General features: G+C 62.9%; 18 protein-coding genes. 13 read left to right on the top strand and 5 right to left on the bottom strand.

All coding sequences use genetic code 11. From position 1 onward, the window contains the following. Nucleotides 1–62 precede the first annotated feature (62 nt). Together ILT44_RS06765 and aat are read left to right on the top strand one after the other, a co-directional pair. The gene (locus ILT44_RS06765; protein WP_204238815.1) at nt 63–665 is read left to right on the top strand and encodes a class I SAM-dependent methyltransferase; all 603 of its coding nucleotides are present in this window, start codon (nt 63–65) and stop codon (nt 663–665) included. Between the two features lie 61 nt (nt 666–726). Then, on the top strand, nt 727–1,401 hold the full coding sequence (gene aat / locus ILT44_RS06760) for a leucyl/phenylalanyl-tRNA--protein transferase (protein WP_204238814.1): 675 nt from the start codon (nt 727–729) through the stop codon (nt 1,399–1,401). Between the two features lie 17 nt (nt 1,402–1,418). On the opposite strand, the gene ILT44_RS06755 is transcribed toward aat, so the two are convergent. Beyond that, nucleotides 1,419–2,030: a DUF2155 domain-containing protein gene (locus ILT44_RS06755; RefSeq protein ID WP_204238813.1), complete on the bottom strand. Its 612-nt coding sequence runs from the start codon at nt 2,028–2,030 to the stop codon at nt 1,419–1,421. A 332-nt stretch (nt 2,031–2,362) separates the two neighbouring features. On the opposite strand from ILT44_RS06755, the gene ILT44_RS06750 reads away from it, so the two are divergent. The 5 genes from ILT44_RS06750 to ILT44_RS06730 all read left to right on the top strand — a co-directional run bounded on the left by ILT44_RS06750 (nt 2,363) and on the right by ILT44_RS06730 (nt 5,978). After that, complete coding sequence (locus ILT44_RS06750; protein ID WP_204238812.1) at nt 2,363–2,716, top strand: DUF1428 domain-containing protein; 354 nt, start codon at nt 2,363–2,365, stop codon at nt 2,714–2,716. A 142-nt stretch (nt 2,717–2,858) separates the two neighbouring features. Continuing rightward, nucleotides 2,859–3,635 (top strand): VOC family protein, encoded by a 777-nt coding sequence (locus ILT44_RS06745; protein ID WP_204238811.1) that lies wholly within the window; start codon nt 2,859–2,861, stop codon nt 3,633–3,635. A 22-nt stretch (nt 3,636–3,657) separates the two neighbouring features. Continuing rightward, nucleotides 3,658–4,362 carry a DUF899 family protein gene (locus ILT44_RS06740; RefSeq protein WP_204238810.1) on the top strand — a complete coding sequence of 235 codons (705 nt, stop codon included), beginning with the start codon at nt 3,658–3,660 and terminating at the stop codon, nt 4,360–4,362. Between the two features lie 210 nt (nt 4,363–4,572). Next, nucleotides 4,573–5,196, top strand: coding sequence for a hypothetical protein (locus ILT44_RS06735; protein ID WP_204238809.1), 624 nt, complete (start codon nt 4,573–4,575; stop codon nt 5,194–5,196). Nucleotides 5,197–5,201: 5 nt separating this feature from the next. Then, entirely contained in the window at nt 5,202–5,978 is a 777-nt protein-coding gene (locus ILT44_RS06730; RefSeq protein WP_204238808.1) for an aldo/keto reductase, read from the top strand. Nucleotides 5,979–6,217: 239 nt separating this feature from the next. Here the strand turns inward: ILT44_RS06730 and ILT44_RS06725 are convergent, their stop codons facing one another. Next, nucleotides 6,218–6,445: a hypothetical protein gene (locus ILT44_RS06725; protein ID WP_204238807.1), complete on the bottom strand. Its 228-nt coding sequence runs from the start codon at nt 6,443–6,445 to the stop codon at nt 6,218–6,220. Between the two features lie 31 nt (nt 6,446–6,476). Then, nucleotides 6,477–6,890 carry an NADH:ubiquinone oxidoreductase subunit NDUFA12 gene (locus ILT44_RS06720; RefSeq protein ID WP_204238806.1) on the bottom strand — a complete coding sequence of 138 codons (414 nt, stop codon included), beginning with the start codon at nt 6,888–6,890 and terminating at the stop codon, nt 6,477–6,479. Between the two features lie 692 nt (nt 6,891–7,582). On the opposite strand from ILT44_RS06720, the gene ILT44_RS06715 reads away from it, so the two are divergent. Then, nucleotides 7,583–11,278, top strand: coding sequence for a vitamin B12-dependent ribonucleotide reductase (locus tag ILT44_RS06715; RefSeq protein WP_204238805.1), 3,696 nt, complete (start codon nt 7,583–7,585; stop codon nt 11,276–11,278). A 191-nt stretch (nt 11,279–11,469) separates the two neighbouring features. Then, the gene (locus ILT44_RS06710) at nt 11,470–12,141 is read left to right on the top strand and encodes a hypothetical protein (RefSeq protein ID WP_204238804.1); all 672 of its coding nucleotides are present in this window, start codon (nt 11,470–11,472) and stop codon (nt 12,139–12,141) included. A 62-nt stretch (nt 12,142–12,203) separates the two neighbouring features. On the opposite strand, the gene ILT44_RS06705 is transcribed toward ILT44_RS06710, so the two are convergent. Beyond that, nucleotides 12,204–13,286, bottom strand: coding sequence for a hypothetical protein (locus ILT44_RS06705; protein ID WP_204238803.1), 1,083 nt, complete (start codon nt 13,284–13,286; stop codon nt 12,204–12,206). A gap of 152 nt (nt 13,287–13,438) precedes the next feature. On the opposite strand from ILT44_RS06705, the gene ILT44_RS06700 reads away from it, so the two are divergent. Beyond that, nucleotides 13,439–13,879 (top strand): DUF1801 domain-containing protein, encoded by a 441-nt coding sequence (locus ILT44_RS06700; RefSeq protein ID WP_204238802.1) that lies wholly within the window; start codon nt 13,439–13,441, stop codon nt 13,877–13,879. Between the two features lie 455 nt (nt 13,880–14,334). On the opposite strand, the gene ILT44_RS06695 is transcribed toward ILT44_RS06700, so the two are convergent. Further along, complete coding sequence (locus ILT44_RS06695) at nt 14,335–15,948, bottom strand: calcium-binding protein (RefSeq protein ID WP_204238801.1); 1,614 nt, start codon at nt 15,946–15,948, stop codon at nt 14,335–14,337. A 251-nt stretch (nt 15,949–16,199) separates the two neighbouring features. On the opposite strand from ILT44_RS06695, the gene ILT44_RS06690 reads away from it, so the two are divergent. From ILT44_RS06690 to ILT44_RS06680, 3 genes are all read left to right on the top strand, one after another. Next, entirely contained in the window at nt 16,200–17,237 is a 1,038-nt protein-coding gene (locus tag ILT44_RS06690) for an NAD-dependent epimerase/dehydratase family protein (protein ID WP_204238800.1), read from the top strand. Between the two features lie 72 nt (nt 17,238–17,309). Next, nucleotides 17,310–18,143, top strand: a complete 834-nt coding sequence (locus tag ILT44_RS06685) for an alpha/beta fold hydrolase (protein WP_204238799.1) — start codon at nt 17,310–17,312, stop codon at nt 18,141–18,143. 132 nt (nt 18,144–18,275) lie between these two features. Then, a complete protein-coding gene (locus ILT44_RS06680) occupies nt 18,276–18,647 on the top strand; it encodes a hypothetical protein (protein WP_204238798.1) in 372 nt (123 codons plus the stop codon). The last annotated feature ends 246 nt before the right edge of the window (nt 18,648–18,893 follow it).

Below are 18,893 nucleotides of genomic sequence, written 5' to 3'. Positions count from 1 at the left end.
CAGGCCTTCTATTCTTCCGGGATGGGAGGCCGCGTCGTCGGAGGCGAGGCCATGGAAACAACATGCCTCGCTTTCTTCATGTCGGCTGCGGCCCGAAGCGCAAGCACCTGACCGTCAAAGCTTTCGCAAGCTCCGAATGGGAAGAGGTGACGCTCGACATCGACAGGAGCGTTCAACCGGACATCGTCGACAAGCTGCCCGAATTATCTCAAGTCGAGTCCAACAGCTTCGATGCGGTCTATTCGGCCCACAACATCGAGCATCTCTATCCTCACGAGGTTCTACTGGCGCTGAAAGCGATGCGCCGGGTTCTCAAGCCTGACGGATTCGCGATTCTGACCTGCCCGGATCTCCAGACCATCGGCGAGCGCTTGGCTTCGGGAGACATCGAGACGCCCATCTATACCAGTGGCAGGGGCCCGGTTTCGCCTCTCGACATGCTATACGGCTTCAGACCCGCGATGGCTGACGGGAACCTCTACATGGCCCATCACACGGGCTTCACGCTGAAGTCGCTCGGGAATGCCTGTGTCGGCGCCGGGTTCGCAAAATTCTTCGGATTTCGCCGCCCGAAGAAGCACGATCTGTGGGGCATCGCGACGAAGCTTCGAAAAACCGATGAAGAGATGCAGGAACTCGGCAAAATCTACCTGAAACCAATCTGACTTCGCGGTTCGGCAATCCTATCTTATGAAGGACTGCCCGAATGATCGGATATGTTGGTGAATGACCCGGTCTCCCGACCACGCAACCGAGATTACCCCCGACATCCTGCTGAAAGCCTATGCAGCCGGGATCTTTCCCATGGCGGAGGATGCGGATGACCCGTCCCTGTTCTGGGTCGAGCCCCGCGAGCGCGGGATCATTCCCCTCGACAGCTTCCACATCTCCAAGCGCCTCGCCCGCACTGTCCGCTCCGACGTCTTCGAGGTGCGGGTGGACCATGATTTCGACGGCATCATCGCCGGCTGTGCCACCCCCGGTGCGGACCGGGAGAAGACGTGGATCAGCCGGCGGATCCGCGAACTCTACGGTGAGCTCTTCGACGCCGGCTATTGCCACACGGTGGAGGTGTATCGCGAGGGCCGGCTCGTCGGCGGCCTCTATGGGGTCAGGCTGAACGGCGCCTTCTTCGGCGAGAGCATGTTCCACACGGAGCGCGACGCCTCCAAGGTGGCTCTGGTCCATCTCGTCGCCCGCCTGCGCCGGGGCGGCTTCTCGCTCCTGGACACCCAGTTCGTGACCTCGCACCTGGCGCAGTTCGGCGCCGTCGAGATCCCTCGCCGTGCCTACAAGCAGATGCTGCGCAATGCGATGGAGCATGCGGCGGATTGGCATGTCTGGCCGCGGGAGAACCCACTCAGCGGCGAGGAGGTCCTCGCCGTACTGCAGATCTCCTGAAGCCCCCTCCTGAAGCCTTATCGATCCGTGTTGATGATCGGCGCTGGGACCGGACGGCGGGCAGGCTGTCGCGGCTGTGGGGCAGGCTGCTGTTGCAGGGGGGCCGTTTCGACCGCCGGCGGCCGTGGCGCCGTGCTTGCGGCCGGAGCCACGATGTCGCCAGGCCGGGCCAGGTCGTTCGGGCCCCGCGCCGCGTCCTGAATCGGCGGGAGCTCCTCGGGGACCTCCTTCGGCTCCGCGATCACTTCCGTGCCGCCTTTGCAGTCGACGAGCCAGATGTCGTAAACCGGGTGCTCGAGGCCATGGAGGCCGGGGCTCGCCGCGAACAGCCAGCCGGAGAAGACCCGCTTGGTCTTTCCGTCCGATCCGGGCTCGTCCACCTCGATGAAGGACGTGGTGTTGGGCGTTTCCGTCGGCGGCTTGGTGAAGCAGACCCGTGGCGTCATCTGGAGCGCGCCGAACTGGACGGTCTCGTCGATGGCCGCCTCGAACGACACGATCCGCCCGGTGATCTTGTCCAGGCCCGAGAAGACGGCCGTGGGATTCTTGATCCTGTCCGCCTGTGCCGTGCCGAGGCCGCCGATAAACGATGCGAGCACCAGGGCAGCCCGCGCCCATCCGAAATTCATCATGCTGTCCAAGCCAAGTTCGATCTGGCGTTCCTGTCCGGCCGAGCCTGGCCGCACTCCATCCGTGAAGTCCGGCACCGCGATAGCACGTGAACCAAGATGGAAAAAGGGCAAGCAGGGAAGTTGACGCCTGGCAGGCCGAACCGGCCCGGAAGCCACGGAGCAGGACATGCTCAAGATTGGAGGTTCATCCTGGTCCGCGGCCTGGCCAAGCCCCCCTGCCCTCGAGGCGGAAACCAAGCGGCAATTTGACAAAGCGCTTTTATGTTGATATCAACTAATTATCATAATGACGCAGCTGGCCTACAAGCTCGAGACAAGGGAAATGCCCGATGAAATACGTCGATGGGTTCGTGCTGGCCGTTCCGGCCGATAAGAAGGAAGTCTATCGCAAGCACGCGGCGGAAGCGGCGCCCCTGTTCAAGGAGTTCGGCGCCACCCGCATGGTCGAGTGCTGGGGCGACGACGTGCCGGACGGCAAGCTCACCGACTTCCGCATGGCCGTGAAGGCCCAGGACGGCGAGGTCGTGGTGTTCAGCTGGATCGAGTACCCTTCCAAGGAGGTGCGCGACGCCGCCAACCGGAAGATGATGACCGATCCGCGCATGAAGGCGATGGGCGAGCAGATGCCCTTCGACGGCAAGCGCATGATCTTCGGCGGCTTCATGCCGATTCTCGACGTTTAGCATCGGACCCGAAAGTGGAAGGCACTTTTGGGATCCATCCGATGCTTATCCTTTTCATAGCGCATTGTTGAGCGCGTAAAATCGAAGCCATTATTCACTGTCGTGGCCCTTCGGGTCCGCACGATGTGCAAGGAGCAGCTCCATGGCCAATCAGCACGGCGACTTCACCTGGTATGAGCTTCTGACCACCGACGCGGATGCGGCAGCCCGCTTTTACGGCGCCGTCATCGGCTGGCAAAACCGGGCTGCGGAAGGCTCCGCTCAAGGCTACGGGATCTTCAGGACCGGCGGCGCGGATGTAGGCGGCTTCATGCGGCTCCCGGAAGGCGCCGAGCGCGCCGGCATGCGCCCCAAATGGCTCGGCTACGTCGCCGTCGAGAATGTCGATGCGACGGCGGCCGACATCGTCCGGGACGGCGGCACGCAGCATATGCCGCCCTCGGACATTCCCGGCGTCGGGCGCTTCGCGATGCTCAGCGACCCGCAAGGGGTGATGTTCTACGTCATGCGCGGGGCGATGGACGGTACGAGCACGGCATTCGACCAGAACAAGTCCGGTCACTGCAACTGGAATGAACTCTCCACCAGTGATCCCGCAGCGGCACTCGCCTTCTACAAGGCCCGCTTCGGCTGGGAAAAGGGCGACGCCATGCCGATGGGCGAGATGGGCGACTACCAGTTCATCACCCATCAAGGACAGACGATCGGCGCCGTCATGCGGCGCACGCCCGATGGGCCGCCGCCCGCATGGACCTTCTATTTCGGTGTTGGCGACATCGACACCGCGGCGCAGGCCGTGTCCGACAATGGCGGCACCATCCATTACGGCCCCGCCGAGGTGCCGGGCGGCGTCTTCATCATCGTCGCCAGCGATCCGCAGGGAGCCCTGTTCGGCCTCGTCGGTCCGCGCAAGTCCTGAGGCGGCGTCCGAGGAGCATTCCATGTCCGACAAGCTTGCTCCCGCCGAAGAACTCGCCCGCCGCTCGCCGGTGCGCTTTCCGAACGAGAGCGCCGAGTACCGCGCCGCCCGCACCGCGCTCCTGGCGGAGGAGATCGAGCTGCGGCGTCATCTGGAGCGTGTCGCCGCCCAGCGCCGCGCCCTGCCGCCCGGCGGCCCGGTGACGGGCGATTATCGCTTCGAGGGAGAGAACGGCCCGGTGAGCTTCGCCGACCTGTTTGATGACAAGCAGTCGCTCGCCGTCTACAGCTACATGTTCGGCCCGCAGCGCGCGCGGCCCTGCCCCATGTGCACCAACCTTCTCGGTGGCCTGGAGGGCAACGCCGCCGACATCCAGCAGCGCATGGCGCTCGCCGTCGTGGCACGGTCGCCGATCGAGCGGCTGATCGCCTGGAAGAAGGAGCGCGGCTGGACGAACCTGCGGCTCTATACGGATCTCAACGGCAATTACTCCCGCGACTACCATGGTGTGCTGCCGGACGGGTCGGAGATCCCGAGCTTCAACGTCTTCACGAGGCGCGATGGCACCATCCGCCACTTCTGGAGCGGGGAGATGACCGGCGATTCCGCCGATCCCGGCCAGGACCCGCGCGGCGCCCCTGACTTCGCGCCGCTCTGGAACTTCCTCGACACCACGCCGGAGGGGCGCGGCACGGATTGGTATCCGAAGCTGGATTACGGGTCGTAGCCCCTCACGAAGGCACCAGCGCTCTCATATCTCGTTGGGCTGTTCATGATCGGGATCGATCGGCTAAGCTCCTAGGCGTGCAAGCGGCCTAGCGCATCGTGCGGACCTCTGGGTCCGCACGATGCGCCGGCATGAGGCGTAAGCATCGGATGACTCCCGAAAGTGCAAATCCGCTTTTGGGTCCGATGCTCTGGGAGCGAAGACACCTGCATGAGAGACGTCCAGGTTCCAAGTGACGATGCCCGACGACAGCTCGGTTTTCTGTCCGTTGCAGAAACGGCTGCCCTCACCCATCGCGGCGTTCTGATACCGGAGCCGACCTCCGTGTTGATCTCACCAAGCGTCCAGTTTGGAAAGGGAGTGGTCCTCTGGCCCGGCGTCATCCTTCAGATTCGAGACGATGGGACCATCGTCATCGGCGACGACACGCAGCTTTTCCCGGGGAGCAGGCTTGTTGCCTCCGGCGGATCGATCAGGGTCGGAGCTCAGACCGAGATCGGCGAGGAAGGCGGATTCACCCTCAAGGCTGGGACGGGCGATGTTATCGAGATCGGTGACGGGGCGCGTCTTCTGGGTGGAGGATCGCTCACCCTGTCCAACCGGATTGGGCGCGGTGCGCAGATCCTCGGGCCCATCCGCTGCCAGAACTGCACCTTGGGGGATGGCGGCACCTTTCGCCATCCGGAGCCGGACGAGCGCGGCGGCGTCCTGAAAGGTTCAGGCGTCGCCCGCCAGATCGATGTTCCGACCGGCTCCGTCATCCAGGCCTTCGGACTCTTCTCGGAAGAGATCCTCAGGCGGCAATCCTATTTTCATCCGAAGCCAGGCGGGTAAACCGCATGTTGCAGACATTCACCGGACACGGCCTCAAACTCGGCCTTGGCCTGCTCTCGATCGGCCGCGCGTGGGGTGTCAACCATAGTGCGCTGCCGGATGAGAACGAGGCGCAGGCCCTGCTGGCCAAAGCCCTGGACCTCGGCATCACCATTCTCGATACGGCTCCGGCCTATGCGGACAGCGAAGCGCGCCTCGGCCGTTTCCTTGCCGGTCTTGAGCCCTGCCGCAGGCAGGGACTCACCATCATGACGAAGATGGGAGAGCATTGGGACTTCAAGCGCGGCTCCAGCTTTGTCGATCACAGCCGCGATGCGCTGGTCCGAAGCATCGACAATAGCCTCTCCAGCCTCGGGACCATCGATGTGCTTCAGATCCACAAGGCGACGAGCGATGTCATCACCGATCCCGATGTGATCGCCGCAATGGAGTATGCGAGGCGCTGCGGCGTGACCGCCTTCGGTGCGAGCGTCAGCGATGTAGAAGCCGGGCGGCTCGCGCTGGAAAGCGGATTGTACGACGCGCTGCAGTTTCCCCTGAACAGGTCGAACACGAGCATGGTCCCATTGCTGCCGGAGCTGGCAGCGAGCGACCGCACTGCGATCGTCAACCGTCCCTTCGCCATGGGCGGCCTGCTGGCGGGGCAGCCTTTCGAGGCGGCGGCAACGGCCGCGTTCCGCTATATCGAGGAACAGCTTCCGAACGCCGTGATTCTCACTGGGACCGGAAAGATCGCGCATCTCGCGCAGAACATCGAGGCCTTCCGCAATCGGTCGGCCTAGTCCCGGCCCAGGCCTTCCTCAAAGTCTAGCTCATAAAGGACATGGCAGGTGTTTCCCTCCCCCTTGCGGGGAGGGATCAAGGGTGGGGTGGTGCGACTGGGTGAATAATTAGGACGTCAGGCGCTGTATCAGGCTACAGCTTTGCTCATAAGGTTGAGTGCTCTGACTTTGCGACCCCCACCCCTACCCCTCCCCGCAAGGGGGAGGGGAAAGAGGCTGTGGCTTTTTGGGCTAGACTTTCAGGACCAGTCCTGCTCCAGCGGATTGGGCGCAGGCTCCGTCATGGGATCGCCCCGCTTCACGCGCTTTTCGAAATGCGCCGTGGAGCAGGCGTGCGAGCAGAGAAGTCCACGCTCCGACCAATAGGCCGGTCCGCTCTCGATCCGGCCGGCGTGATAGGTGAAATCGGGATGGCCGTAAGGCAGCCCGCATTCGATGCAGGTGCGGGCCTGCGTTTTCTTCAGCATGACAGATAATGCGGCGAGGCTCGGCGGAGCCTCACTCCCCCGGTGCCCACGGCACGTAGTCGCCGGTGGCAGCAGGGCGCTGGCCGGTCGAGAGCTGCGAGCCCTGCGGCCGGTAGGCCTGAACCGTGCCGGTCATGTTCGGCACATAGGGCTTTTCCCAGGAATGAGGCCGGTAGGTCTCCTCGCTCGGAGGCACGTCGCCGTTGTGGCACATCCAGGCGCGCCAGCCGGGCGGCACCTTCGAGGCGTCGGCATCGCCGTTATAGACGACCCAGCGGCGCTCGGCGCCCACATTGGAGTCGATCGCCTGCGGCTGGACATAGCGGTAGTACGTGTTGCCGAACTCGTCCGTGCCCACGAACTGCCCCTTGCGCCAGGTGAAGAATCGGGTGCCGAGGGTCTGTCCGTTCCACCAGGTGAAGAACTGGGTGAAAAACTCTTTCATGCTGCTCCCGCCGGAGGGGTTCGTGAAGTTGCGCGGAATATGGCCGCAAGGGTGGGCGAAGTCCAGCCTTCCGAGTCGCGAAAAGCCCGCTCTGATTCTCCGACTCACCCCTTCCCCGGCGGCGGCAGGCAAATCTCCCGCATTCGGGCCATTTCAGGCTCGGCCGGGGTCCGAAGCCGCCATCCGGAGCTGGCACCCGAGATTGATGCGCCGGCACAACATTGATCGGCCGTTAAGCATGACTCGAAGTGCGCTCTTGAGCCGGCAAAGCTTGGCCATTGCAAAAATCGGGAACGGATTCTCAGAGGAGTCTGAGAGGCTTAGCCGGAAGGGAAATTGTTATCCACAATTCTCACAGGTACACACAACATATAGTTCGGAACCGTCAGCCACGACACTAGTTCTTGACGTAAGGCTCGCAACACGACTAGCTTGCCGGGGTACCGACCAGAGACCGGCGGCCGACCTGAAAGGGCCGGTTGAACACTCCCCAGAGCAGGCGTCAGAGCCCGTGGCAACAGAGTTGCCGCGCCACCTGTGACGCCCGAACGGGGCCGTAACTCAGGCGTGTTGCGTGGGCGATCCGAAAGAGCGGATCGTTGGGGCGTCGAACAATAATTGTGGGCTGATGAGCTGCGGGGCAAATCGCGGCCATGGGGACGTTTTGTCCTCAGAACTTAGGAATGTGACCTATGCGGATCGAGCGGCGTTATACGAAAACCGGCCAATCGCCTTATTCCTCCCTCGCCTTCCGGCTCGCCACGAGCGAGATCCGCAATCCGGATGGCTCGGTCGTCTTCAAGCTCGAGAACATCGAGGTGCCGGAGACCTGGAGCCAGGTGGCCTCCGACGTGCTGGCCCAGAAGTATTTCCGCAAGGCCGGCGTCCCCGCCCGCCTGAAGAAGGTGGAGGAGAACGACGTTCCCTCCTGGCTGTGGCGCTCCGTGCCCGACGAGGCGGCGCTCTCCGCCCTGCCCGAGGATCAGCGCCTCGGCTCCGAGATTTCCTCCAAGCAGGTCTTCGACCGCCTCGCCGGCTGCTGGACCTATTGGGGCTGGAAGGGCGGCTACTTCTCCTCCGAGGAAGACGCCCAGGCGTTCTATGACGAGCTGCGCTTCATGCTCGCCAACCAGATGGTGGCGCCGAACTCGCCGCAATGGTTCAACACTGGCCTGCATTGGGCCTACGGCATCGACGGCCCCGGCCAGGGCCATTATTACGTGGACTACAAGACCGGCAAGCTGACCAAGTCCAAGTCGTCCTACGAGCACCCGCAGCCGCATGCCTGCTTCATCCAGGGCGTCGAGGATGATCTGGTGAACGACGGCGGCATCATGGACCTGTGGGTCCGCGAGGCGCGCCTGTTCAAGTACGGCTCCGGCACCGGCTCCAACTTCTCCAAGCTGCGCGGCGAGGGCGAGAAGCTCTCCGGCGGCGGCCGCTCGTCCGGCCTCATGAGCTTCCTCAAGATCGGCGACCGCGCCGCCGGCGCGATCAAGTCGGGCGGCACCACGCGCCGCGCCGCCAAGATGGTGGTGGTCGATGTCGATCACCCGGACATCGAGAGCTACATCGACTGGAAGGTGAAGGAGGAGCAGAAGGTTGCGGCCCTCGTCACCGGCTCCAAGCTCGCCGCCAAGCACCTCAAGGCCATCATGCGCTCTTGCGTGAATTGCGAGGCCGAGGGCGATGCCTGCTTCGATCCGGAGAAGAACCCGGCCCTGAAGAAGGAGATCAAGCTGGCCCGCCGGGTCATGATCCCGGACAACTCCATCAAGCGCGTCATCCAGTTCGCCAAGCAGGGCTACACCGACATCGACTTCCCCGTCTACGACACCGACTGGGATTCGGAAGCCTACCTCACCGTCTCCGGCCAGAACTCCAACAACTCCGTCTCTCTGACGGATGACTTCCTGCGCGCCGTCGAGAACGATGCCGACTGGCACCTCACCGCCCGCAAGGACGGCAAGGTGGTGAAGACCCTCAAGGCCCGCGACCTGTGGGAGCAGATCGGCCACGCCGCCTGGGCCTCCGCCGATCCCGGCCTGCACTTCAACACTACCATGAACGACTGGCACACCAGCCCCGCCGGCGGACGCATCCGGGCGTCGAACCCCTGCTCGGAATACATGTTTCTGGACGACACGGCGTGCAATCTGGCCTCCGCCAACCTGCTGCAGTTCTTCGACCGCCAGAACCACAAGTTCGACGCCGAGTCGTTCGAGCATGCCTGCCGCCTGTGGACGGTGGTGCTCGAAATCTCGGTGATGATGGCGCAGTTCCCCTCGAAGGAGATCGCGCAGCTTTCCTACGAGTACCGCACCCTCGGCCTGGGCTTTGCCAATATCGGCGGCCTGCTCATGACCATGGGCCTTCCTTACGACTCCGACGCCGGACGTGCGCTCGGCGGCGCGCTCACCGCGATCATGACCGGCGTGTCCTATGCGACCTCGGCCGAGATGGCGGGCGAGCTCGGGCCCTTCCCGAACTACAAGGCCAACGCGAAGCACATGCTGCGCGTGATCCGCAACCATCGCCGCGCGGCCCATGGCGAGGCGCAGGGCTACGAGGGCCTCGCCGTCAACCCGGTCCCCCTCGATCACGCCTCCTGCCCCGACCAGGATCTCGTCGCCCATGCGAAATCCGCCTGGGACAAGGCGCTGGAGCTCGGCGAGAAGAACGGCTACCGCAACGCGCAGTCCACCGTGATCGCGCCGACCGGCACCATCGGCCTCGTGATGGATTGCGACACCACCGGCATCGAGCCCGACTTCGCCCTGGTGAAGTTCAAGAAGCTCGCCGGCGGCGGCTACTTCAAGATCATCAATCGGGCGGTGCCCGATGCCCTGCGTGCGCTCGGCTACCGCGAGCATGAGATCGCCGAGATCGAGGCCTATGCGGTCGGCCACGGCTCCATGAGCCAAGCGCCCGCCATCAACCCCGGCTCCCTGCGTTCAAAGGGCTTCACGGACGAGAAGATCGACGCGGTGGAGAAGGGCCTGAAGTCGGCCTTCGACATCAAGTTCGTGTTCAACCGCTGGACGCTCGGCGAGGATTTCCTCACCGGCACGCTCAAAGTGCCGGCGGACAGGCTCAACGATCCGTCCTTCGACCTGCTGCAATTCCTCGGCTTCTCGAAGGCCGACATCGAGGCCGCGAACATCCACATCTGCGGAGCGATGACTCTCGAGGGAGCACCCTTCCTCAAAGTGGAGCACTACCCGGTCTTCGACTGCGCCAACCCGTGCGGCAAGATCGGCAAGCGCTATCTCTCGGTGGAGAGCCACATCCGCATGATGGCGGCGTCGCAGCCCTTCATCTCGGGTGCGATCTCCAAGACCATCAACATGCCCAACGACGCCACCGTCGAGGATTGCAAGAACGCCTACATGCTGTCCTGGAAGCTGGCGCTGAAGGCCAACGCCCTCTACCGCGACGGCTCCAAGCTCTCGCAGCCGCTCAACTCCGCTCTCATCGCCGATGAGGACGAGGATGCGGACGACGCGGTCGAGACCCTCGCCGCCATGCCGGCCGCCGCGAAGGTTGCGCACGTGTCGGAGAAGATCGTCGAAAAGATCGTCGAGCGCATCGTGAAGGTGCACGACCGCGAGAAGATGCCCGACCGCCGCAAGGGCTACACCCAGAAGGCCGTGGTCGGCGGCCACAAGGTGTACCTGCGCACCGGCGAGTACGACGACGGACGCCTCGGCGAGATCTTCATCGACATGCACAAGGAAGGCGCTGCCTTCCGCGCGATGATGAACAACTTCGCCATCGCGATCTCGCTCGGCCTGCAATACGGCGTGCCGCTGGAGGAATACGTGGAGGCCTTCACCTTCACGCGCTTCGAGCCCGCCGGCTTCGTCCAGGGCAACGAGCGCATCAAGAGCGCGACCTCGATCCTCGACTACGTGTTCCGCGAGCTCGCGGTCTCGTATCTCTCCCGCAACGACCTCGCCCATGTGGACCCGTCGGAAGCCGGCCCCACCACCATCGGCAAGGGCGAGGACCAGTCGAAAGCGCCGGAGCCCTCCCCCGCCACGGCCATCGTCTCCCGCGGCTTCGTGCGCGGCAATTCCGACCGCCTCATGCTGATCCCCGGCGGTGGCAGCGCCACGGGCGTGACTCAGCGCACGGGCGGCATGACGGTCGGGGCGAATGCGTTGAAGGCTGAGTTGGCACAGCCTGCTGTGCAGGAGAAACCGGTCGGCGAAGCCGAGATGTCCAAGCTCGCCTTCACGGCCCCCTCCGTCGCCGACCGGCGCGCCGAGGCCAAGATGAAAGGCTATGTCGGCGAAGCCTGCCCCGAATGCGCCAACTTCACGCTGGTGCGGAACGGGACGTGCTTGAAGTGCGATACCTGCGGCAGCACGACGGGGTGCAGCTGATAAGCCTTATGGGAGAGAGATCACTCAGGTTTCGACGGTTTATAAAGAGCCATCCTTATTGTTGCTATTGTGGTGGCTCAAAACCTGCTGTCGAGATTGATCACGCTCCACCGAAGGTAATGTTTATCGGAAAGGCGAGGCCTGACGGCTTCGTCTTTCCTGCTTGCTCAGACTGCAACCGAGCTAGTTCGTTGAGCGAGATGGTTTCCACCATGCTCTTTAGAGCGAAGCCGTTTGACAAGGCTTACAGCGAAGATCCCAGCCTCGTAGAGCTTATTAGATCCATAAGCAGCAATGATAAGAGCATCATTCTGGAGATGTTCTACAATGCTTCCGGGCTGACCAAGGAAAAGATAAGACTAAAAAAGACGATAGGACGATCAGACTTTGAGCTGATGCATATTGGTCCTATTGTGAGGACCTACTTATATAATTTTTGCGCAAAGATGGCCTTAGCAGCGCACTATCACGGCACAAAATTGATTGTACCACCAAGTGGTATAGTGGTCTCTGATGTTCGCATCGGGCCTGAGTTCATAAAGGGAGAACTTCCCGACATTGATATCCCTGCAGCTCAAGTTGGCACGCTTCAACAAGGCAAGTGGGATGTCTGGGATCAGTTTGCATACAGAGCGGCACAAACTGAATCTCCAGACTATGGGCTTTATCAGTTCGTCTTTCACCACAACGTTTTGATTACATGCTTCGTACACACAGATCAAAAGCGATTAGTAGCACCTTGGGATGAAGAGCAGGCCCGATTTCCTGGCTCAATATTTCTCAAGCCTCCTCCAATATCTTCAGCCAAGATCCCAACTGATGCATCAGCCTCATTCAGATCGTTCTGGAAAATGGGATCCTGATAGAGGCATAGCGTTATATGAACGCTAAGGCACAATGTGCACCCAAACGCAGATCCAATTTCCTATCCAGCATCGTCAGTAGGTGCTCCGAACATGCGATAGAGACTATCTCTTAGGGCATTATCACATCTGATCTCAGCGCCTTTTAAAGCAATTATAAAATCTACCTGCTCCTTGCTGTGTCTCGGCAAGCGAAGGATCGCACGAACCTCCTCGTCCTTGAAAAACCTGTGAAGGTATCTGTACGGGTCACGTCCTCGGCCAACTTGGTCGGCAAGTATTTTTGCCCATTGGCCTTGCCCCCTCATGCGGTACTCATCTTCGAGGTCATAGAAGTCTCTTTCGGAAGCGGACACATTCTGGGAGAAGACATCATCTAAACCGACGGAAAAGTCCTGAATTTTCTTATGGTATAGATTGGCAACTTTACTAACGCGAATTCGCCCATCGGAGGCTGAAAGGATATACTTCCGCGCAGAAGCTGACCAATCTCCAAACGCTAGCAACTCATCGCTGTCGAAGCTCATAGCTCCTGAGGTTCCAGTTTGATCGGTTTGAAGCATCCAGCCAGGAACGACGACAGAGCCATGCGATAGGTTTTTTCTCAGATCTTTCACAAATGCGGTAAGATCATCAACGAATAGCCTTCCGATTAATGCTGATACTTCATCAGCAATATCGGGGCGCCTTTTCAAAATTCGCCGGGTTGTGTCGATTAGGCCAGTCGCAGCGGCGCAGAATGCCATGACATCCTTCTGAGCAGGATTGGAGACGGTATATTCAACGTGCTGCTGAAAAACGCCGCGATCAGTGGCATACGCAGTTAGAGCCGCTTCGTGTCGACAAATATCTGCCAGTGCAGCGTAAGCGGCGCTTACGAGTGCCTTGAAGCCCTCTCTCAACTTCATCTCGGTCCAAAAGGGATGTGATTGTAGTAGCCTCTGTCTCTCTCGTCCGACCGTACTTTGTATGATTTTTCTAAGCTCAGGAGATGTCGGAAACTCACCAAGGCGCAATGCTGACGCTGCTGCCTCTAACCGGGCGCTCCGCCGCGCTGCATCACGGGCCATCAACTCTAGAAAGGAGAGTTTTGGATTCTGCGAATCGTTACTCTCATCATTCCCATCAAGGGGGTTATCACTCATTTGATTGTCATTTATAGTAGAGCACCTAAATCAATTTAGCGACTCTGACGTAGAATGGAAACTGTTGCTGGCGCTCCCAGTCAAACATCTTGGTGATCTCCAGAATTGGCTGACAGGCACCGGGAGCTACTACGAGGAAAGCGCCAACACCCATGCAAACGAGCACAAACACCCCGCCGCAAGAACCGCCCTCCCCCTCCCAACAGATCGACGCGCACATCCAGCACCTGAACGACTGGCGCGGCGAGACGTTGGCGCGGGTGCGGGCGCTCATCGGGCAGGCCTTGCCCGATGTGGTCGAGGCGGTGAAGTGGCGTGGGGTTCCGGTGTGGGAGAAGGCCGGGATCATCTGCACGGGCGAGACCTACAAGAGCGTCGTGAAGCTGACCTTCCCCAAGGGCGCCGCGCTGGACGACCCGTCCCGCCTCTTCAACGCCAGCCTGGACGGCAACACCCGCCGCGCCATCGATCTCCACGAGGGCGAGGCCCTCGACGAGGAGGCCTTCACAACCCTCATCCGCGCCGCCGCCGCCCTTAACGCATCCAAGCCCGCCAAGCGGCCGAAGAACGCCTCGGCGCGATCCGGCCTTTAAGCACGTCGCTGACCGGCAGGACGCTGCACCCGACCTCTTCTTCGTCATCGCCGGCCTTGTGCCGGTGATCCACGTCTTTACCGCTCTTCGTCCAACCTCATCCTGAGGAGGCCGCTTCAGCGACCGTCTCGAAGGAGGGTCCAGAGCGCGCTGAGTCCTCCTGCGAGACGCAGCCTCACGGCTGCTCCTCAGGATGAGGGTCGTGAGCTGGAATCCGATCAAGACGTGGATGGCCGTCCATCAAGTGCGGCCATGACGCGGCGGTGATAAGCCCGCTACAGAAACAGAAATTCCGATGAACCTCCTCGCCCTTTCCGGCGCAGCGCCTCCCCGTTGGCTCGGATGTGGTCCGGGGATCCACGTCGTCTTCTGCAAGGGTTCAAGGACGTGGATGGCCGGCACAGCGCCGGCCATGACGGGAGAGTGTCGTCGACGAGCGGCCGGATTCAAGCAAATCAGATCACGAAGAACTCCGCCGCGGACATCTTCAGATTCTTGGCGAGTTGGCCGATCTTGACCTGCAGGGCGGAGCCCGTCCCGTCGGCGTCGTAATAGAGCGCGCCCGTGGCCTTGTCGTAGATCACACGGTCGGAGGAATCGTGCGCCTTCTTTCCGGACCAGAAGGCTTTTGCGGCGAGGGCGCCCGGGGCGCCGATCTTGGTGTAGATGCCATTCTGCAGATGGATCGCATCGTCGGCCACGACATAGCCCTTGATGGTGTCGACGTTCTTCAAGCGCGCCGCATCGAACACGAACACGTCCCGGCCGGCGCCGCCGGTCAGGATGTCGTCGTCCGCGCCGCCCGTGAGCGTATCGTCTCCGTCGCCGCCCGAGAGCTGGTCCTTGCCGCCGTTGCCGACGAGCGCATTCGCCAGTCCGTCGCCGGTCAGCCTGTCCGCGCCGGAACCGCCGGCGACATTCTCGATGCCGAGGATCAGGTCCAGGCCATAGCCGGTGTTCTGCCCCACCGAGCCGAGGCCGAGAGTGACCGTCGCGGCCTTGCTGCCGCTGAACACGAGCGTGTCGATCCCCCCGCCGCCATCGAGCGTGTCGTTGCCCAGGCCGCCATCGAGGGTGTCGTTTCCGCCGGCGCTGTCGAGCAAGTTGGCGAGATCGCTGCCGGTGAGCCGATCAGCCCCGTCGCTGGTATAGACCCACTCGATATTGAGAAGGGTGTCGAGGCCCTCGCCGGTCTGCTGCGGTCCCGCGATGCGCAGATCCGCCGTGACGTTGTTGGCATCGTCCATGAAATAGATCGCATCCTGGTCGCCTGCCCCGCCGTCGACGGTGTCGTTGCCGCCCCCGCCGCTGAAAATTTCCGAAGCCGCGCCGCCCCAGGCCTGATCGTCGCCATTGCCGAGCAGGATGTAGCCGTTGCTCCAGCCGTTTTCGCCCCGGTAACGGTCATTGCCGTCTCCCAGATCGACCCAGCCCCGGATCGTTCCCGTATTGGTGACGAGATCGGCCTGCGCGGATCCCTCGATGGCCGTTCCAGCCCAGATGAAGCCGGTGTTGATCACCACATTGGCCCGGCCGCTCACGCCGTCCGTCAGCTTGATGCCGGTTGCGATCCCGGCGAGGATGTCGCCGTTGTTGGTGATCGTGCCGCTGCCGATCAGCTCGATGCCGACGCCGTCGTGAGAGACGATCTTGCCCGTATTGACGATGCTGTCGGCGCGCGCCGTTCCGCTGGTGACGCGGATGCCGTAATAGGCCTGGATCGTGCCGGTATTCGAGATGGTGTTCAGCCGACCGGTGGCGATGATCCCGACGCCGAAGACGGCTCGGGTGAGGATCGACCCGTCATTGTTGACGTTCGACTGTCCTTCGACCGAGAGGCCGACAAGCTCACTGTAGATAATCCCTGAGGAGCCGATGCTGATCTGCGATCCCAATTTCGCCGCGATCGCATTCGCTTCGCTGTAGATCGAGCCGAAAACCGTGACCGACGCAAAACGCTCGGCATCGATGGCGGTCGCGACGGTTCGGATGGTACCGCTCCGTTCGAGCACGAGATCGCCGAGAACGGTTTGTGTCACTTCCCTTGTGTCTGAAATATAAGTCGCCATCGATCCAGCCCCCTTGAATGGACAGGTTATAACCCAAGGACAGGCCGGCGAAACCCGCATTTTTTCCTGCGCCCCACATTTCTTTGAGCTCCTCCGGACCTGGAACCCTCCACGTCATCCGCGGACAGGTTCCGGTGATCCCCGTCCTCCCTGCTCAGCCCTCATCCTGCGGCTCCGCCTTGCCTGACCGCCCGGCGCCGCCGATCATCCCGGCGGGGAATCACCATCTGCGGTGAGACCAGGAGGGGCGGATGATGAACGTGCTTGTGGTGGGCGGAACGGGTTTTCTGGGCGGCGCGGTCGCGCGGGAGGCGCTGGCGCGCGGCCACCAGGTGGCGATCTTCACCCGCGGGCAGACCGGGCATGATGCGGAGCCGGCTGGGATCGAGGTTCTCGTGGGCGACCGGCACAGCGATCTCTCGGCGCTCAAAGGCCGCTCGTTCGATCTCGTGGTCGATACCTGCGCCTTCGCGCCCGACGCGGTGGCCTCGCTCCTCGATGCCCTGTTGCCCGACGTCGGCCGCTATGCGCTGGTGACGAGCGCCTCCGTCTATGCGGGCTTCACGGTGCCGGGCATCGCGGAGGACGCGCCCGCGAGCCGCGCCAGCCCTGAGCAGCTGGAGATGGCGCGCGCCCTGCCCCCGGAGCGGCGCTCCGGCGCCGCGAACTACGGCACGGCCTATGGGCCGCTGAAGCGCGAATGCGAGCTCGTGGCGCTCGACCGCCTCGGCGAACGCGCCTTCATCCTGCGCGCGGGCCTGCTTGTCGGCGCGGGCGATTACACCGACCGCCTGACCTCCTGGGTGCGCCGGGTGGATCAGGGCGGGCCGGTTCCGGCGCCCGGCGATCCGGGGCGCCTCGTCCAGCTCATCGACGTGCGCGATGCAGCGCGCTTCATCGTCGAGGGCGCGGAGCGGACTTTGAGCGGGATCTTCAACCTCACCGGCCGCCCCTTTCCGTTCGGCGATCTCCTGGAGGCGATCCGCCGGGTGGCCGGATCGGATGCGCGCTTCGTCTGGCGCCCGGACGAGGCGGTTCTGGCCGCGGGCCTCGAGCCCTGGAGCGAGGTTCCTCTCTGGCTGCCGCAGGCGAATGAGGCCTTCCGGCATTTCCTCGAGATCGACGCCGGCAAGGCCTTTGCGCACGGCCTGCAGCTGCGGCCGCTCGACGAGACCCTGAGCCAGATTCTCGCCTGGGACCGGGGCCGCCGCGACGTGCCCCTGAAGGCCGGCATGCCGCCGGAGAAGGAGGCCGCGCTCCTGGAGGCTGCACCCTTGGACACCGTCTAGCCGACGGCCCGCCTGAAAAGCGGAACGCATCGGCAATTGCCGCCTCCTCTCCTCCGCAGTAAAATGGCGGCCATGCCGAACGATCTGCGCTTTGCGAAGCATCGTCTGCCATCCGGCCTCGGGCTGCATGTCGCCGAGCAGGGCCCGCGGACCGGCAGGGCCGTCCTGATGCTGCACGGCTATGCCGATTCCTGGTTCTCCTACAGCCGCATCCTCCCGCTTCTTCCGAAGGACTGGCACGTGATCGTGCCGGATCAGCGCGGGCATGGGGAATCCGACCGGCCCGACGGGGGCTACACCCCCGCCGATTTCGCCGGAGACGCCCTGCGCCTCCTGGATCGTCTCGGCATCGAAAACGCGGTCGTGGTGGGACATTCCATGGGGAGCTTCGTCGCCCGGTTGGTTGCGGCCCAGCACCCCGAGCGCGTCGAGCGCCTGGTCCTCGTCGGCTCGGCCGTGACGGCGCGCAACGAGGCCACGCGGGACCTGCTACGCCAGGTCGACGCGCTGGAGGATCCCGTCGGGGAGGACTTCGTCCGCACGTTCGAGGCCAGCACCCTCTGCCGCCCGGTGCCGGAGGAATTCTTCGACCGGATCGTGGCCGAGAGCCTGAAGGTTCCGGCGCGGGTGTGGAAGGCGGCGCTGTCCGGCCTTCTCGAAGCCGATGCCACGGCGGATCTCGGCCGCATCCGCTGCCCGGTGCTGATCCTGGGCGGAGAGCAGGACAGCGTCTTCTCGCAGGCCGAACAGGAGCAGCTCGCGACCCGCATCGCGGGCGCCAGCCTCAAGCTCAGCCCCGGGATCGGCCATGACCCGCCATGGGAAGCGCCGGAGGATTTCGTGTCCGACCTGCTCGCGTTCGTCGGGACCGCGGAGGGTTGGCGGGCAGGCCAGACCCGGCCCTGACGAGGACAGGCGACCGTTACCGCCACCGCTGATCCCTGTCCTAAGGAGCCGACAAAATTCATTGTCACGCTGGAACGCTCAGGGCGACCTCACGTTGGGTCTGCAACCAAGGAACCCCTTGAGGAGGTTAGTATGCGTCTTGTTAAAACCGGCCTGATGGCCGCTGCTCTGGTTGTGGGCTTTGGCACGGCAGCTTCCGCCCAGTCGGTGGAAATCCGCTCCCGCTCCGTGTCCCCCGGTCACATGATGCAGGATGACGACGAGGTGAGTTCCACCCGCGTGATCCGCCGCTCCGGCACCGTGGAGCGCCGTGTCGTGCGCGAGCCTTCCACCACCGCCACCGTCACCACCCGCCGCGGCGCGTCCTACTACGCTCCCGGACAGGTGAAGAAGCGCGTGACCGTGCAATCCGCCCGCGATTATGCCCCCGGACGTCTGATGAACGATGACGACGACACCACGACCACAACCACCGTGCGTCGCCGGGTGCGGACGCTCGACTAAACTTCACAACACCGGACATGCATGAGGCAGGGCTTATGCCCTGCCTCTTTGCTTTGCCGTGCACGGCCAGGAATGGCATCCTTCTTCGTCAGCCCCGTCTTTGTCTTGCCTTCCCCTCATCCTGAGGAGCAGACGCAGTCTGCGTCTCGAAGGAGGCTTCAGTGGTCTCTCCCTCCCCCCTTTGCGGGGGAGGGTGGCGAACGAAAGTGAGCCGGGAGAGGGGACGTCATCGGTCTCGCACCGCCC

It is taken from the genome of Microvirga arvi (assembly GCF_016892765.1).
Classification (GTDB): Bacteria; Pseudomonadota; Alphaproteobacteria; order Rhizobiales; family Beijerinckiaceae; genus Microvirga; species Microvirga arvi.
This window is presented reverse-complemented; position numbering and strand designations above follow the sequence as displayed.

Coding starts and splice junctions, on each gene's coding strand:
- ILT44_RS06755 (WP_204238813.1), bottom strand. CDS start 2,030: ATGAATTTCGGATGGGCGCGGGCTGCCCTGGTGCTCGCATCGTTTATC.
- ILT44_RS06690 (WP_204238800.1), top strand. CDS start 16,200: ATGATGAACGTGCTTGTGGTGGGCGGAACGGGTTTTCTGGGCGGCGCG.
- ILT44_RS06735 (WP_204238809.1), top strand. CDS start 4,573: ATGAGAGACGTCCAGGTTCCAAGTGACGATGCCCGACGACAGCTCGGT.
- ILT44_RS06745 (WP_204238811.1), top strand. CDS start 2,859: ATGGCCAATCAGCACGGCGACTTCACCTGGTATGAGCTTCTGACCACC.
- ILT44_RS06725 (WP_204238807.1), bottom strand. CDS start 6,445: ATGCTGAAGAAAACGCAGGCCCGCACCTGCATCGAATGCGGGCTGCCT.
- ILT44_RS06705 (WP_204238803.1), bottom strand. CDS start 13,286: ATGAGTGATAACCCCCTTGATGGGAATGATGAGAGTAACGATTCGCAG.
- ILT44_RS06680 (WP_204238798.1), top strand. CDS start 18,276: ATGCGTCTTGTTAAAACCGGCCTGATGGCCGCTGCTCTGGTTGTGGGC.
- ILT44_RS06740 (WP_204238810.1), top strand. CDS start 3,658: ATGTCCGACAAGCTTGCTCCCGCCGAAGAACTCGCCCGCCGCTCGCCG.
- ILT44_RS06765 (WP_204238815.1), top strand. CDS start 63: ATGCCTCGCTTTCTTCATGTCGGCTGCGGCCCGAAGCGCAAGCACCTG.
- ILT44_RS06685 (WP_204238799.1), top strand. CDS start 17,310: ATGCCGAACGATCTGCGCTTTGCGAAGCATCGTCTGCCATCCGGCCTC.
- ILT44_RS06695 (WP_204238801.1), bottom strand. CDS start 15,948: ATGGCGACTTATATTTCAGACACAAGGGAAGTGACACAAACCGTTCTC.
- ILT44_RS06700 (WP_204238802.1), top strand. CDS start 13,439: ATGCAAACGAGCACAAACACCCCGCCGCAAGAACCGCCCTCCCCCTCC.
- ILT44_RS06730 (WP_204238808.1), top strand. CDS start 5,202: ATGTTGCAGACATTCACCGGACACGGCCTCAAACTCGGCCTTGGCCTG.
- ILT44_RS06720 (WP_204238806.1), bottom strand. CDS start 6,890: ATGAAAGAGTTTTTCACCCAGTTCTTCACCTGGTGGAACGGACAGACC.
- aat (WP_204238814.1), top strand. CDS start 727: ATGACCCGGTCTCCCGACCACGCAACCGAGATTACCCCCGACATCCTG.
- ILT44_RS06715 (WP_204238805.1), top strand. CDS start 7,583: ATGCGGATCGAGCGGCGTTATACGAAAACCGGCCAATCGCCTTATTCC.
- ILT44_RS06750 (WP_204238812.1), top strand. CDS start 2,363: ATGAAATACGTCGATGGGTTCGTGCTGGCCGTTCCGGCCGATAAGAAG.